This window comes from Streptomyces sp. RK9, assembly GCF_045070545.1.
Classification (GTDB): Bacteria; Actinomycetota; Actinomycetes; order Streptomycetales; family Streptomycetaceae; genus Streptomyces; species Streptomyces alboflavus.
The window spans coordinates 334100-348918 of sequence record NZ_CP173705.1; the positions used below are offsets into that span (position 1 = coordinate 334100).

11 protein-coding genes are annotated in these 14819 nt (G+C 71.6%); 4 read left to right on the plus strand and 7 right to left on the minus strand.

The features are described 5' to 3' along the window. Positions 1 to 100: 100 nt before the first annotated feature. The 7 genes from fabG to AB6L24_RS38990 form a co-directional block, all read right to left on the minus strand. Entirely contained in the window at positions 101 to 847 is a 747-nt protein-coding gene (gene fabG / locus AB6L24_RS38960) for a 3-oxoacyl-ACP reductase FabG (RefSeq protein ID WP_405664162.1), read from the minus strand. A 66-nt stretch (positions 848 to 913) separates the two neighbouring features. Beyond that, positions 914 to 1999: a beta-ketoacyl synthase N-terminal-like domain-containing protein gene (locus AB6L24_RS38965; RefSeq protein WP_405664165.1), complete on the minus strand. Its 1086-nt coding sequence runs from the start codon at positions 1997 to 1999 to the stop codon at positions 914 to 916. Then, complete coding sequence (locus AB6L24_RS38970) at positions 1996 to 3237, minus strand: beta-ketoacyl-[acyl-carrier-protein] synthase family protein (protein WP_405664167.1); 1242 nt, start codon at positions 3235 to 3237, stop codon at positions 1996 to 1998. Before AB6L24_RS38970 ends, AB6L24_RS38965 begins: the two co-directional genes overlap by 4 nt. A gap of 55 nt (positions 3238 to 3292) precedes the next feature. Further along, positions 3293 to 3562: an acyl carrier protein gene (locus tag AB6L24_RS38975; RefSeq protein ID WP_405664169.1), complete on the minus strand. Its 270-nt coding sequence runs from the start codon at positions 3560 to 3562 to the stop codon at positions 3293 to 3295. A gap of 181 nt (positions 3563 to 3743) precedes the next feature. Continuing rightward, positions 3744 to 4760, minus strand: coding sequence for a LysR family transcriptional regulator (locus AB6L24_RS38980; RefSeq protein WP_405664172.1), 1017 nt, complete (start codon positions 4758 to 4760; stop codon positions 3744 to 3746). Between the two features lie 183 nt (positions 4761 to 4943). Further along, a complete protein-coding gene (locus AB6L24_RS38985) occupies positions 4944 to 5741 on the minus strand; it encodes a BTAD domain-containing putative transcriptional regulator (protein ID WP_405664174.1) in 798 nt (265 codons plus the stop codon). Positions 5742 to 5951: 210 nt separating this feature from the next. Next, on the minus strand, positions 5952 to 8213 hold the full coding sequence (locus AB6L24_RS38990) for an MMPL family transporter (RefSeq protein ID WP_405664177.1): 2262 nt from the start codon (positions 8211 to 8213) through the stop codon (positions 5952 to 5954). A gap of 403 nt (positions 8214 to 8616) precedes the next feature. Between AB6L24_RS38990 and AB6L24_RS38995 the strand changes: the two genes are divergently transcribed. The 4 genes from AB6L24_RS38995 (at position 8617) to AB6L24_RS39010 (ending at position 14430) form a co-directional block, all read left to right on the plus strand. Beyond that, a complete protein-coding gene (locus tag AB6L24_RS38995) occupies positions 8617 to 10167 on the plus strand; it encodes a tryptophan halogenase family protein (protein ID WP_405664180.1) in 1551 nt (516 codons plus the stop codon). Between the two features lie 99 nt (positions 10168 to 10266). Beyond that, positions 10267 to 10782, plus strand: coding sequence for a flavin reductase family protein (locus AB6L24_RS39000; RefSeq protein ID WP_405664182.1), 516 nt, complete (start codon positions 10267 to 10269; stop codon positions 10780 to 10782). Between the two features lie 196 nt (positions 10783 to 10978). Next, entirely contained in the window at positions 10979 to 11881 is a 903-nt protein-coding gene (locus AB6L24_RS39005; protein ID WP_405664184.1) for an ABC transporter ATP-binding protein, read from the plus strand. Further along, positions 11878 to 14430 (plus strand): FtsX-like permease family protein, encoded by a 2553-nt coding sequence (locus tag AB6L24_RS39010; RefSeq protein WP_405664186.1) that lies wholly within the window; start codon positions 11878 to 11880, stop codon positions 14428 to 14430. Before AB6L24_RS39005 ends, AB6L24_RS39010 begins: the two co-directional genes overlap by 4 nt. The last annotated feature ends 389 nt before the right edge of the window (positions 14431 to 14819 follow it).

A 14819-nucleotide genomic window follows, 5' to 3' on the forward strand; every position in this document is an offset into this window, starting at 1 on the left:
CGGACTGATGCCGCTCGGGCGGAAGGTCTCGCAGCAGCTCCCGGGCACGCCGGGAGCGCCGCCGGAGACCTGGCTCCGGCGGCTTCTCACAAGCACCGGTTCAGACGACGAGGCCGCCGTCGACCCCGAAGACCTGCCCCGTGATGTACGAGGCCCGGTCGGAGGCGAGGAAGGACACGAGGTCGGCGACCTCCTGAGGGCGGCCGAAGCGGCCCAGCGGGATGCGTTCGGTCATCCCGCGCACGTGGTCGTCGGAGAGTTCGGAGAGCATGTCGGTCACGATGAAGCCGGGCGCGACGGCGTTGGCGCGGATGCCGTAGCGCCCCGACTCCTTGGCGAGGGACTTGGTGAAGCCGATGATCCCGGCCTTGCTGGCCGAGTAGTTGGTCTGCGTCGCGTTGCCGTACACCCCGGCGACGGACGACAGCGTGATCACGGACCCGGTCCGGCGTTTCATCATCGCGAACACGGCGGCCTTGCACAGGTGGTACGTCCCGTCGAGGTTGACGCGGACGACCCGGTCCCAGTCCGCGGGCGACAGCATGACCAGGGGGTTGTCGCGGACGATGCCCGCGCAGGACACGACGGTGTACAGCGGTCCGAGTTCGCGTTCGGCGCCGCGCACGAAGTCGCGGACGGCCTCGTGGTCGGCGACGTCGGTCCGCGCGGCGTGCACCCGGGCCCCGGCGGCGGCCGCCGCCTCGACGACGGCGTCGGCGGCCGCCTTGTTCGACTGGTAGCAGAAGGCGACGTCGTATCCGTCCTGGGCGAGCCGGATCACCACGTGCCGCCCGATGCCGCGGGAGCCCCCGGTGACCAGGGCGACGCGCCGTTGGGTTGCGGACATGCTGCTTCTCCTCCGTGGGGCGGAAATGGGGGCCCGGGGCGGGCCGGGCCGGCCGTGGACAAGGAGTCAGGCGCCGCCGAGCACGGCGCACCCGACGGTGCCGTCCCGCTCGACGCCGGTGACCAGGGCCGCCTCACCGGGCCCGAGCCCCCGCTCGCCCGCGGCCGCCAGCACCGCGGCGATCTGCAGTCCCGTGGCGGCCGCCGAGGTGTCACCGAGCAGCGCGCTCACCCGAAGCCACCGGGGCCGCGCCGCACCGAGCGCGTCACCGACGGCCCGCTCCTCGGACAGTGCGAGCGCCCCGCCGAGGCCCAGGGGCGCGACGAGACGTACCGCGTCCGCCGTGACCCCGGCCGTCTCCAACGCGCCGCGCACACAGGCCGCGAGGGCCTGCCGCGCGTCGTCCGGGGCGTGGTGGGCGCGGAAGCGGGTGGCGAGGATCCGGGCGAGCGGCCCGCGCCCGGCGGCGCGCGCGTCGGCAGCGGGCTCCACCAGGAACACGGCGGCGCCCTCGCCGAGCGGCACGTCCCGCTCGGCTTCGCCGCGGCCGTGCCACTCCAGCCAGGCGCGCTGCGTGGAGTACTCCTCGGCGGCCCCGCACAGGACGCGGGCGCAGTGCCCGCCCCGGTGCAGCCGCAGGGCGTAACTGAGGGCGAGCAGGCCGGTCAACGCGCCGCCCGCGACGGTGGTGTTGGGGCCCTTGATGCCGTGCCGGATGGCGCTCTGCCCGGTCGCGCGATTCATCACCGTGCCCGGGAACCGGGCCGGGTCGACGTGGTAGGGCCGCTCCCCCGTCAGCGAGTCGCGGGTGAAGTCCATGATGCCCTGGACGCTGCCGGAGCCGGTGCCGAGCACCAGGGCGACCTCGTCGGGGCGTTCGGTGACGCCCTCGCCGCACGCGGCGATGAGGCGGCCGAAGGCGGTGACGGCGATCGCCGTCTCCCGGTCCATGGTCCGGGTGCCCTTCCTGCCCAGGTACGTGGCGGCGCTGAAGTCCGGGACGACCCCGCCGCGCGTGAACGGCCCCGGGTACGTCTCGCGGTCCAGGACGGCGACGGCCTCGCGGCCGGAGGTGATGCCCGCGCGGAACGGCTCGCCGCCCACGCCGTAGGGCGTGACCGCCGACCAGGCGGACAGGACGAGGTCGGTCATCGCGCGGCCTCCCGGCGGTAGCGGCGGAGGATCAGGACGGCGTTGTTGCCCGCGAACGCGAGCGCGTTGTTCTGCACCACGTTCAGCTCGGCGGGCCGCGCCTCGTTGGGTACGCAGTCCAGGCCGCACTCGGGGTCGGTCTCGCCGTGGTTGACGGTCGGCGGGATGAAGCCCTCGGTGAGGGCGAGGGCGCAGGCGGCGGAGGCGAGCGCGCCGGCCGCCCCCATGCAGTGGCCGATCATCGACTTGACGGAGACGGTGGGCGGCGGGGTCGCGAAGACCTGCCGGATGGCGCCGGTCTCGATGACGTCGTTGGTACGGGTGCCGGTGCCGTGCGCGGAGATGAAGTCGATGTCGTCGGACCGCACCCCGGCGTTGCGGTGGGCCACCTCCATGCAGCGGGCCAGGGAGTCCTGGTCGGGGGCGACGGGGTGGTGGGCGTCGCAGTTGAGGCCGTAGCCGAGGACCTCGGCGTAGATCCGGGCGCCGCGGGCGAGCGCGGAGTCCAGGGTCTCCATGAGCAGGATGCCCGCGCCCTCGCCGGTGAGGATGCCCTTGCGGTCCTTGTCGAAGGGCTGGCAGACCTCGGGGGCGACGGTGCCGAGGCGGTAGAAGCCGACGAAGCTCTTGCGGCACACCGCGTCCGTGCCGCCGCACAACGCCATCTCCACGTCGCCGCTGCGGATCGCGTCGAAGCCGTTGCCGATGGCGTAGTTCCCGGCGGCGCAGGCGGTGGGGATGGTCAGCGCCTCGACGTCGGTGAGGCCCAGCTCGCGGACGATGCCGGTGGAGAGGCGGCCGGCCTGGGCGCGGCGCGCCACGGCCGGGTCCCACCGCTCGGACCCCTCCGCCAGTTGGACGGCGGTGAGCGCGTCCAGGTCGCGGGTCTCGGCGTCGGTGGTGCCGACGGAGACCAGCGACCTGCGGGCGCGCAGCTCGCCCTGGCTCAGGTCGGCGTCGGCGACGGCCATGCCCGCGGCGGCCACCGCGAACTGGGTGGCACGGCCGAGGGTGTCGGGGTCGATGTGGTGGATCCAGCGGGCGGGGTCGAAGTCGTCGACCTCGCAACCGTTGGCGTGTGCGAATCCCGTGGTGTCGAAGCCCGTGATGGGCTTGACTCCGCCCCTGCCGGATCGCAGCCCGTCGAGAAACGCGGCGGCGCCGAGGCCGATGCTGGTGACCGTCCCGAGGCCGGTGATCACCACACGGCGCGGTCGCTGCTCCTTGTCGTGCACCATGCCCTCCTGTCGTCGATGGCCGGAGTCCGGCGGTGGGGGGTGGCTCGGACAGGCCCTAGGCGGCGGGGGTGGTGAGGGCGTCGGTCACCACGGCGACGATGCCGTCGAGGTGGACCATGCGGGACAGTTCGGCCTGGTCGATGTCGACGCCGAAGGCGCGCTCAAGCTGGGAGAGGATCTCGATGGCGGCCATCGAGTCCGCCTCGTGCTCCTCCTTGAACAGGCTGGTGTCGGTCAGCTCGTCCGGCTCGATCTCGAGGATGTCGCAGACGATGTCCTTGATCCTGGCGCGGTCCACCGCGGCGGTTTCCTTGGCTGTGGTCATGCCGACGATGCTCGCGAACGCCCCCTGACAGCTGGCTGATTTACGGCTGACGCACGCGCGCGCCGGATCCTCGGAACCCATCGCTCCATGAAACGCCGGAGCCCCCGCGCCGCCGGTCGGGGCGGTGCGGGGGCTGACACGTGTACCCCTGCCGGATGAACGTTCCGGCAGGGAGCGGGCCCTAGGGCGGTGACGTCGGCGGCGTGAAGCCGTTCAACTCCAGGAAGTCCCGGGGGTGTTCGACGATCCAGTGCCAGTAGCCGGGGACCGTACGGGCGTACTCGCCGTAGTACTGGCGGACGGTGTCGACCAGCTTGCGCAGGGTCTCGCGGGGCACGGCGCCGCTGCGCCACACCAGCAGCATCTCGACCCGCTCGGGTCCGGTGAGCGGCACCAGGCGCACGTCCGTGGTGGCGCCGGTGGGCGGGGTGAGGGCGGCGACGCCGAGGTCGCGCACCCAGTTCATCGCCTCGCGGTGCCCGTCGACGCGGTGCAGGATCTCCAGCTCCGGGTGGTCGAAGGCGGCGAACAACTGCCGTTCGATGGCGTGGAACCAGTGGTCCTGCGAGTACCGGACCCAGCCGAGCGAGGCGAGTTCGCCGGGCTCCAGGCTGTAGCGCCCGGCGAGCGGGTGCTGCAACGGCAGGGCGAGCCAGACCGGTTCGCGCACGATCAGCATCTTTCCGAGCGCCGGTTCGGGCCCCTCGGCCGCCTCCGCCACGGTGATGCTCGGCACGAGCGCGGCGGTGAGGGTGCCGCTCTGGACGCCTTCGACGGCGGTCGCCGGGTCCATCGTGACGGTCTGCAACTCGACGGCGGGCAAGGCCGACTGGAGCGCTCCGCGCAGGGTCGGCGGCGTCCACTCCATATTTCCGAACCGCAGCGGTCCCGAGGTGGGCGCGGCCGCGGCGGCCATCACCTCGTCCGCGCGTTTGACCAGGTCGGACAGCATGGGGATGAGCCGCTCACCGAGTGCGGTGCGGGTCACCCCGGCGCGGGACCGGATGAACAGGTCCCCGCCCACCGCCCTTTCGATCCTGCGTAGCTGTGCGGTGAGACTGGGCTGTGGCAGATTGAGCTCGCCAGCCCCCTTTGAAATGCTCCCGGCAGCGTCGATTGTGGCCACTATCCGCGCGTGGCGCAGCTCTATGTCCAAGTCCCCGTAACCCCCTGAAGGCAAATCCCCCGAACGCCTCACGGAAGTTGTTGAAGACGTGCACGTGAACTGGAACGACCGCATGCGAGACGCCCAAGAACCTTAACCAAGAGGTGCGTTGACTGTCCACCGATCACCGCATTGACCGAAACTGAGTGAACGGAAGTTCACGGCGTTCAGGCCATACCCACAGATTGGCCAAGGATCCCCTTTGGGGGTAATTCGTCAGGATGTCTGCCCCATGTAAGCGAGCGCCTGGCGCGGTTCCCCGAGGCCCTCGTCCTGCTGGAGGATCGCCTGGTAGACGCGGTGCAGGGCGCGGCCGGGCTCCAGGCCCAGATCGCTGGCGAGGCGCTGACGCGCGCCGTGGAAGACCTCAAGCGCCTCCGCCTGCCGTCCGTCACGGTAGAGGGCCAGCATCAGAAGTTCACTGAGCCGCTCGCGCTCGGCGTGTTCCGTGGCCAGTTGGCGCAGTTCCGTCACCGATACCCGGTGCGCCTCGACAGCCAGTTTGGCGGCGGTCAGGTCCTCGTACGCGGTGATCCTGCGCTCTTCGAGCTGGGCGGCGCTGATGCGGCAGCGCAGTCCCTCGCAGGCGTCCATCAGGGCGGGCCCGCGCCACAGGGCGAGCGCCTGCTCCAGGCGGGCGATGGCCGCGGCCGGGTCGCGGTGGACCAGGTCGGCGCCGGCGTCCGCGAGCTTCAGGAAGCGGTGGGCGTCCACGGTCTCCGGCGGCACGTCGAGCAGATATCCGCTGCCGACGGTGCGAATGAGGTCGCCGCCCTTGATTCCCGTGATGGATTCCAGGTATTTGCGAAGGCGCCCCACATTGGCGTGCAGTGCGTTCCGCGCATTCGCCATCCGGCGCTCGCCCCAGAGTTCGTCCACGAGTTGGTCCGACGAAATCGGCTCCCGCGGGGTGAGGGCGAGAACGGTGAGCACGGAACTCACGCGCCGGGACGCCATCGCGTACTGCTTGTCCTCGTGGGACAGGAAAACAGAGCCAAGGATTTGAATTTCCATCGTGCCAGACCCCCGTAACGAATCGTCGGCCAGGTGGTGAGATCCATCGTGCCCCGGCGGGCCGTGCCGCGGGAAATACCATCCGGCGGGCCGCTGGGGCGGGAGGTGGTATGGCCGACCATGTCACATCGGCGGGCGGGGCTCCGTCGCAGGCGGGAGGCGCCGGACCGGCGGGGGATTCCGGTCCGGCGCCTCTCCTGGGCGGGCGGTTCAGGGGGTGCGGGCGGCTCCGGCGGGGACCAGGGGTGTGGGCTCATCGGCCTCATCGGCACCGGTGGCCTCGGTCGTCCCGGCCGTCCCGGTGGTCCGGCGCAGCTTCGTCGAGGGCCACCAACTGGCCCTGCCGAGCAGGATCATGGCCGACGGCAGGATCAGGATGCGGATGATGAAGGCGTCCAGGAGCACGGCCACGGCGAGGCTGAAGCCGATCTGCTTCATCTCCGCGAGGTGCAGGAAGACGAAGGTGGAGAACACCGTCACCATCACCACGGCCGCGCTGGTGACGACCTTGGCCGACTTGGCAAGACCGTCGAGCACCGCCTCGCGGGTGGGCATACCGGCGAGCGCCGCCTCCCTGATGCGGCTGACGACGAAGACCTGATAGTCCATCGAGAGCCCGAAGAGGATCACGAACAGGAACAGCGGTACGCGGCTGCCGATCTCGCTGGTGGCGCTCGCCTCGAAGCCGAACAGGGTGGACGCGAGACCCCACTGGAAGAACACGGTGAGCACGCCGAACGCGGCGGCCACGGACAGCAGGTTGAGGACGACGCCGATGAGCCCGAGGACGACGGAGCCGAAGACGAGGACCGTCATCACGAAGGTGACGAGCAGCAGCACGCCGAGGATCAGCGGCATCTTGGCGTTCTGGTTGTCGAGGTAGTCGCGGTCGACGGCGATGGGCCCGTCGACTCCGTACGCGGCTCCGGGGACCTTGCCGACGGTGGCGGGGACGTAGTCGTCACGCAGGTGGGTGAGGGAGTCCTTGGCCTGGTCGGAGCCGAGCTTGAAGGGGACGCGCAGGGTGAGCAGGCTGGTGCGGCCGTCCTTGGAGGTGCGGACCTCCAGCGGGGTGCGGGCGAAGTCGGGGTCGGCCTCGGTCCGCTTCTTGAGCGCGGTGAGAGCGTCGGTGACCTTGCTCTGCTGTCCCTCGGGGGCACGCACGACGACCCAGTGCTCGCCGCGCAGCTGCGGGAAGGCGTCGTTGAGGCGGTCGTAGGCGCGCATCTCGGGGATCTGGCGGGAGTGGGTGTCCTTGTTGAGGACGCGCAGTTCCATGCCGAGCGCGGGGGCGGCGAGGCCGAGCATGACGAGCACGGAGACGAGGAGGGTAACGGCGGGGCGCCGCTGCGCGGGCTTGAGCAGGGCCGACCAGACGCGGCCGTTCTTCTCCGGGGTGCGGCGCCGGACGGGCTTGCCGAGCTCCATGGCGCGCCGGGCCTTGCGGTCCATGCGGTGGCCGATCTTCACCAGGAGCGCGGGCAGCACGGTGACGGAGCTGACCATGGCGACGAGGACCACGACGATGGTGCCGGTGGCGAGGGTGGAGAAGATGGTGTCGTTCGCGAGGAAGAGTGTGGCGGTGGAGACGATGACGGCGAGCGCGGAGACGACGACCGCGCGCCCCGAGGTCGCGGCGGCGATGCCGACCAGGGCCTCGGGCGAGAGCCTGCCGCCGGCCAGCTCGCGCTCCTCGCGCTCCCGCTTGAGGTAGAAGAGGGTGTAGTCGACGCCGACGGCCATGCCGATGAGCAGGATCATGTTCATCCCGAGCCCGGAGTCCGGCACCGCGTGCGAGACGACCATCGACAGGCCGACGGCGCCCGCGATCGAGGTGAGCGCGAGCAGCAGCGGCACGCTGATCATGATCAGGGAGCCGAAGACGACGAGCAGCGTCACCAACGTCACCGGGAACGTGATGAGTTCGGACTTGGTGAGGTCCTTGCCGCGCTGCTTCTCCAGGCCGTACGTCACGGAGGCGTCGCCGATCTCCTCGACGACCAGGCCGGGGTGGGCCTTCTGGGCGGCGGCGGTCTGGTCGAGGAGCGGTTCGATGTAGTCCTTGGCCTCACGCTTGGTGCCCTTCATGGACACCTCGACGCGCAGCATCTTCTTGTTGGCCGCGTTCGTGGAGGCGACGGGGTCGCGTACGCCGACGACTTCCGGCAGTCGCTCCATCCGGGCTGTCACGTCCCGGGCCGCGGCCTCGGCCCGCCGTTCGTCCAGGGGGCCCGACCTCGCGTAGATCATCACGTGTTCGGTGGGCCGGTCCTGTACGTCGGCCCGTAACGCGATGGCCTCGGCGCGGCCGGACTCGCCGATCTGGAAGTCGCCGTCGCCCGCGCGCTGGTTGCCGAGGGCGAGGCCGACGGCGAGGCAGAGGGCGACGAAGGCGAACCATCCGGCGATCGCCCGGCCCGGGTGCAGGGCGCTCCAGTTGGCCACTCTCAAAACGGTCGGCTGCTTCTTCACGGCACCGGCTCCTCATCCTCGTTCAGCACTTTCTTTCATGTGTAAGTTGAGGATTACAGGTGCCTTGAAGAAGCGTCAACCACGCCTCCGCATCTGGCCGAGTCCCGCCCAGGAGGGCTGGTCCGGCACCCGGAACCGGCTGGTCCATGCGTTGCCCACCGCGAATTTCGGCGGCCGAAAACAGCTGTAGGCGCGACCGGGACACGGTGAGCACGGAGAGGCCCGAAGCTATGCTTGCGAACTCCCGCTGACACATCTCTGACAAGCGCTTAGCGCTTTCTGTGAACGGTCGCGTTCCTTCGCTCCACCTGCGAGTTTCGGCCGATGCTTAAGGACCTGGTTCGCCGTTCCGCGCACTCCTAGGCTCATTTTCAATCGTGAAGCCACCCGACGGGAGTCACCAATGCTGAACCGTGTAGTGATTGTTGGCGGCGGAACTGCAGGATGGATGACGGCCTCGTACTTCAAGGCCGCGTTCGGCGACCGAATAGACATCACGCTCGTTGAATCCGGCAACGTGGGTACGGTCGGTGTCGGCGAGGCGACCTTCAGCGATATCCGCCACTTCTTCGAGTTCCTCGGGCTCAAGGAGAAGGACTGGATGCCGGCGTGCAACGCCACGTACAAGCTCGCCGTCCGCTTCGAGGACTGGCGCGAGAAAGGGCACTACTTCTACCACCCCTTCGAGCAGATGCGGTCGGTCAACGGCCTGCCCCTGACGGACTGGTGGCTCCAGCAGGGCCCCACGGACCGGTTCGACAAGGACTGCTTCGTGATGGCCTCGGTCATCGACGCCGGGCTCAGCCCGCGCCATCTGGACGGCACGCTGATCGACCAGCCGTTCGTCGAGGGCGCGGACGAGATGCAGGGCCTGACGATGTCCGAGCACCAGGGCAAGACCCAGTTCCCCTACGCCTACCAGTTCGAGGCCGCGCTGCTCGCCAAGTACCTGACGAAGTACTCCGTGGAGCGTGGCGTCAAGCACATCGTCGACGACGTCAAGAAGGTCGACCTGGACGAGCGCGGCTGGATCTCCGGCGTCACCACCGGCGACCACGGCGACATCACCGGCGATCTGTACATCGACTGCACCGGCTTCCGCGGCCTGCTCCTGAACAAGGCCCTGGAGACCCCGTTCATCTCGTACCAGGACACGCTGCCCAACGACAGCGCCGTCGCCCTCCAGGTGCCGATGGACATGCAGCAGCGCGGCATCCTGCCCTGCACCACCGCCACCGCCCAGGACGCGGGCTGGATCTGGACGATCCCCCTGATGGGCCGCGTGGGCACGGGCTATGTGTACGCCAAGGACTACCTCTCGCCCGAGGACGCCGAGCGCACGCTGCGCGAGTTCGTCGGCCCGGCCGCCGCGGACGTGCCCGCCAACCACATCAAGATGCGCATCGGCCGCAGCGAGAACTCCTGGGTGAAGAACTGCGTCGCCATCGGCCTGTCCAGCGGCTTCGTCGAGCCGCTCGAGTCCACCGGCATCTTCTTCATCCACCACGCCATCGAGCAGCTCGCGAAGAACTTCCCCGACGAGGCCTGGGAGCCCGCGCACCGCGACCTCTACAACGACGCGATCGCCCATGTCATGGACGGCGTACGCGAGTTCCTGGCGCTGCACTACGCCGCCGCCAAGCGCTCCGACACCCAGTACTGGCGCGACACCAAGACCCGCCCGCTGCCCGACGGGCTCGCCGAGCGCATCGAGAAGTGGAAGGTCCAGCTGCCCGACTCCGAGACCGTCTTCCCCTACTACCACGGCCTGCCGCCGTACTCGTACATGTGCATCCTGCTCGGCATGGGCGGCATCGACCTGAAGGCCTCGCCCGCCACCCGGCTCAGTGAACCCGACGCCGCCGCGCGCGAGTTCGCCGCCATCCGCGAGAAGACCCGGGCCCTCACCTCCGCCCTGCCCAAGGCGTACGACTACTTCGCGCGGATGCGGTGACACCGGGCTCCCCCGGCCGCGCCACCGACGTCCAGGGCATCCCGGCCCCGCGCCACGCGGCCGGGATGCCCGCCCCCACCGAGCACGGAAGGCCCTCCCATGAGAGATCCCGCCCTGCAAGTGGCCGCCGAGGCGACGCCCGACGGCTTCCGCACGATGATGAGCCGCTTCCCCACCGGCGTCTGCGTGGTCACCGCGCTCGACGCCGACGGTGAGCCGCGCGGCATGACCTGCTCCGCGGTGTGCAGCGTGTCCATCGACCCGCCCACCCTGCTCGTCTGCCTGCGCGCCGACAGCCCGACCCTGGCCGCCGCCCTGGCGTCCGGCGCCTTCACGGTGAACCTGCTGCACGAAGGCGCCCAGGACGTGGCCGAGCTGTTCGCCTCCGGCGACCCCGACCGCTTCCGCGCCACGCCCTGGGAGCGGGCACCGGACGGCGCGGGCCCCCATCTGATCCGCGACGCGCACACCGTCGCCGACTGCGACGTGGTCCTGACCCAGGCCATGGGCAGCCACGTCACCGTCTTCGGCGAGACCCGCAGGATCACCCAACGCCACGTACAGGAACCGCTGTTGTACGGACTGCGGCAGTTCCGCTCCTGGTCCAGGACCTGACGGCCCGGCCGGCCATACCACTTCCCGGCCGGGCGGCGCGGCGAATGGTATTTCCCGGGGCACGTCCGCCCTGGGCACCATGACATGACCGGCGCGCGCCCGCTTGCCCGGCCCCCGCCCGCCTCTTCGGCCACGGCCCGAGCCACGCTCCGCGACCCGCCACAAGCCCATTCGCTTCCCACGAAGGACGTCATTCATGAGCGGGACCACAAGCCCCGACCCCCAGGAAGTCGTGACGCTCGACGCCGTGCACAAGGTCTACGGCGGCGCCAAGGGCCAGAGGAACCAGGTCGCCGCCCTCGACGGCGTGTCCGTCGGCCTCGACCGGGGCACCTTCACCGCGGTGATGGGGCCCTCCGGCTCCGGCAAGAGCACCTTCCTGCACTGCGCCGCTGGCCTGGACCGGCCCACGTCGGGCTCCGTGCGGCTCGACGGCGTGGAGCTGTCCACCCTCAAGGAACGCGCGCTGACCAAGCTCCGCCGCGAGCGGATCGGCTTCATCTTCCAGGCCTTCAACCTGCTGCCCGCCCTCAGCGTGCTCGACAACGTGACGCTGCCGCTGCGGCTCGCGGGCCGCAAGGCCGAGCGGGGCGCCGTGGACGAGGTCCTGGAGCGGGTCGGGCTCGCCGGGATGCGGGGCCGCAGGCCCGGCGAGCTGTCCGGCGGCCAGCAGCAGCGCGTCGCCATCGCGCGGGCCCTGGTCACCAAGCCCGCCGTCATCTTCGGCGACGAGCCCACCGGCGCCCTGGACACGCACACCGCCCGCGAAGTCCTCATCCTGCTGCGCGAGTCCGTGCGGTGGGCGCGGCAGACGATCGTGATGGTCACGCACGACCCGGTGGCCGCCGCGCACGCCGACCGCGTCCTGTTCCTCGCCGACGGCCGCATCGTCAGCTCCCTGGAGCAGCCGACGCCGGACCAGGTGGCGGAGCGGATGACGCATCTGGGGGCGTGGGGTTCGGAGCGGGCCGTTCCGGCTGCGGCCGGGCCGGGCGCGGAGCGAAGCGCGCTCGGGGCCGGGGCGGCGCCGGGCGGGCGGGCCGTGCGGTCGTCCTCGCGGACCTCCGTGCAGGCGCCCGCCTGGGAGGGCCTGCGATGATCAGGATCGCCCTGCGCACCCTGCGCCATCACCGCAACGGCTTCCTCGCCTCGTTCATCGCGCTGTTCTTCGGCGCGGCGATCGTCGTCGGCTGCGGCGGACTCCTGCAGAGCGCCCTGAAGAGCACGGCCGAGCCCCAGCGGCTCGCCGCCGCGCCCATCCTCGTCAGCGCCGACCAGCGCTATCTCGGTACGCAGAGCGAGGAGCCGTTCGTCGAGCGGGTCCCCGTGGACGCGAAGCTGGCCGAGAAGCTGAAGTCCGTCGACGGCGTCGCCCGGGCGGTGCCGGACGTGTCGTTCCCCGCCGCGCTCGCGTCCGCCGACGGCAAGCGGGCCGCGGCGAAGGTCACCGGACACGGCTGGTCCTCCGCCGGGCTCACCCCGTACCGCGTCAGCGAGGGCACCGCGCCCTCGAAGCCGGGCCAGGTCGTCCTCGACGAACGCCTCGCCGGGCAGGCCGGGTTGAAGCCGGGCGACCGCGTCCGGCTCCTCGTCGGCGGCGGCACCCAGAACTTCACGCTGTCCGGGCTCGCCCGGGGCGACGGCGGCTCCGGCACGGTCTTCCTCTCCGACGCGCGGGCCGCCGAGCTCTCGGCCCGTCCCGGGAAGGCCGACGTCATCGGGGTGTTCCCGCGGTCCGGCGCGGACGCCGGGCAGGTCGCGAAGGCCGTCGAGAAGACCCTCGACACCCCGGCCCTCACCGTCCTCACCGGCGCCGAGCGCGGCCGCGCCGAGAACCCCGACATCGTCTCCGGCGGCGACGACCTCGTCGCCCTCGCGGCGGCCTTCGGCGGACTCGCCGCGATGGTCACCGTGTTCGTGGTCGCGAGCACCCTCGGCCTGTCCATCCAGCAGCGGCAGCGCGAGATGGCGCTGCTGCGCGCGATCGGCACCACCCCCGGGCAGCTGCGCCGACTGATCCTCGGCGAGACGCTGCTGCTCACCGTCATCGCGACGGCCCTGGCCTGCGCGCTCGGCCCGCAGTTCGGCCGCGTCCTGCTCGACGCGTTCGCCTCCGCCGGTGTCGTACCGGACACCATGGAGTTCCACCCGGGCAGCCTCCCGCTGATCGCGGGCGCGGCCACGGCCCTGGTCACGGCGGTCGGCGCCGCGTTCATCGCGGCCCGCGGCCCGGCCCGCACCCGGCCCACGGAGGCGCTGGCCGAGGCGGGCCTGGAACGGAGCTGGTTCAGCTGGCCGCGGATCGTCCTCGCGGTGCTCTGCCTCGGCGGCGGCGCCGCGCTCGCGGTGGTCACGGCCGGGATGGACGGGCCGAAGGCGGCCGGGGCGGCGACGCCGGCGGCGATGGTGTGGACGGCCGGGTTCGGGCTGCTCGGTCCGGTGCTCGCGCGGGCGATGACACGAGGACTCTTCCGGCCCCTGCGCTCGCTGTCCGGGCTCTCCGGGCGCCTGGCCACGCTCAACTCGCAGGCGCGCACGGCCAGGTTCGCCGGCGCGGTGATGCCGGTGATGCTCGCCACGGGCCTGGCCATCGCCCTGATCTACATGCAGACCACCAACTCCCGGGGCGCGGAGCGGGCGTTCGACGACAGCCTGCGCGCCGACCTGGCCGTGACGTCCGACGCCGGGGGCCTGCCCCTGGACATGGTGGAGAAGGTGCGCCGCCAGCCCGGCGTGGCCGCGGCGTCCGCGCAGGTCTCCAGCATGGGGTACGTCGAGCCGAGGACACCGGTCGAGCCCACCGCCGACAGTGGTGAGGGCGCGGCCGACCCGCCCGAGATGGCGCTCGCGGGCGTCACGCCGGAGGGCATCACGAAGACGACGGCGTTCCGCGCGACCGAGGGCAGCCTCGACGCGCTGCGCGGCGAGTCCGTGGCCCTGCCCACCCGCTACACCGACGGACACAAGGTCGGCGACATGGTCCCGATGCGGCTCGGCGACGGCAGCCTGGTCAAGCTCAAGCTCGTGGCCACGGTCAAGGGCGAGCGGGGGTACGAGACGGCGCTGCTGCCCGCCGCGTTCCTCGCCGAGCACACCGACTCCGGCCTGATCCCGCGCATCATGGTGACGGCGGAGCCCGGTACGGACCGCGCCGAACTGACCGCCACCCTCTCCGCGCTGTCCGGCGACCAGCCCGGCCTGCGGGTCACCACCCGCGACACGCTGGCCGCCGCGCAGGCCGAACAGGACGACACCCAGGCCTGGATGGCGTACCTGGTCCTCGGCGTGGTCGTCGGCTACGCGGTGATCGCCCTGGTCAACACCCAGGCCCTGGCGACCACGGAACGCCGCCGCGAGTTCATGCTGCAACGCCTGATCGGCGCGACCCGCCGCCAGGTGATGCAGATGATGGCGATGGAGGCCACCCTGGTCTCCCTGGCCGGCATCCTCCTCGGCTCCCTCGTCGCGGCCCTGACCCTGGTCCCCCTCAGCCTGAGCGTCCTGGGCACGGCCACCCCCGAGGGCTCCCCGTGGATCTTCGCCGTCGTCGTCGGAGCGGCCTTCGCCCTGACCCTGGCGACCACCCTCGTCTCGGCCCTGACGGTCCTGCGGAACCGGCCGGTGGAGGCGGTGGGCGTACGGGAGTAGGCCCCTGGCCTCGGCAGGACCCGGCACACGCGAACGTGCGTGTGCCGGGTCTTCGGTTTTGCGGGCGAGGGGAGGGGGTGCTCCGCGGCGGCCTTCGGTAGTACGGGCGGGGCCTCGCTGTGGTCCGCGCGGGGAGGGCCCCCGGGCGGTACGCAGGGAGGCCCCGGCGACGCGCGCGGGGAGGGCCCGGGCGGTACGCGCCGGGAAGGCCTCGGTGGTACGCGCCGGGAAGGCCCCGGTGGTACGCGCGAGGGCGCCGACGGTGCGCGCACGAGCCCTCAGCGGTGAACGCAAGGGCCCCGAGTGGTGCGTGTGGGGAGGCCCCGCGTGGTGCGCGCGGGGAGGCGTTTCCGGTGGTACGCGCGGAGAGGCATCCCCGGTGGTGCGCG

What these genes read in the sequence shown, in the direction of transcription:
- AB6L24_RS39000 (WP_405664182.1), top strand. Translation starts at nt 10,267, where the DNA reads ATGAGAGATCCCGCCCTGCAAGTGGCCGCCGAGGCGACGCCCGACGGC.
- fabG (WP_405664162.1), bottom strand. Translation starts at nt 847, where the DNA reads ATGTCCGCAACCCAACGGCGCGTCGCCCTGGTCACCGGGGGCTCCCGC.
- AB6L24_RS39010 (WP_405664186.1), top strand. Translation starts at nt 11,878, where the DNA reads ATGATCAGGATCGCCCTGCGCACCCTGCGCCATCACCGCAACGGCTTC.
- AB6L24_RS38975 (WP_405664169.1), bottom strand. Translation starts at nt 3,562, where the DNA reads ATGACCACAGCCAAGGAAACCGCCGCGGTGGACCGCGCCAGGATCAAG.
- AB6L24_RS39005 (WP_405664184.1), top strand. Translation starts at nt 10,979, where the DNA reads ATGAGCGGGACCACAAGCCCCGACCCCCAGGAAGTCGTGACGCTCGAC.
- AB6L24_RS38970 (WP_405664167.1), bottom strand. Translation starts at nt 3,237, where the DNA reads ATGGTGCACGACAAGGAGCAGCGACCGCGCCGTGTGGTGATCACCGGC.
- AB6L24_RS38965 (WP_405664165.1), bottom strand. Translation starts at nt 1,999, where the DNA reads ATGACCGACCTCGTCCTGTCCGCCTGGTCGGCGGTCACGCCCTACGGC.
- AB6L24_RS38995 (WP_405664180.1), top strand. Translation starts at nt 8,617, where the DNA reads ATGCTGAACCGTGTAGTGATTGTTGGCGGCGGAACTGCAGGATGGATG.
- AB6L24_RS38985 (WP_405664174.1), bottom strand. Translation starts at nt 5,741, where the DNA reads ATGGAAATTCAAATCCTTGGCTCTGTTTTCCTGTCCCACGAGGACAAG.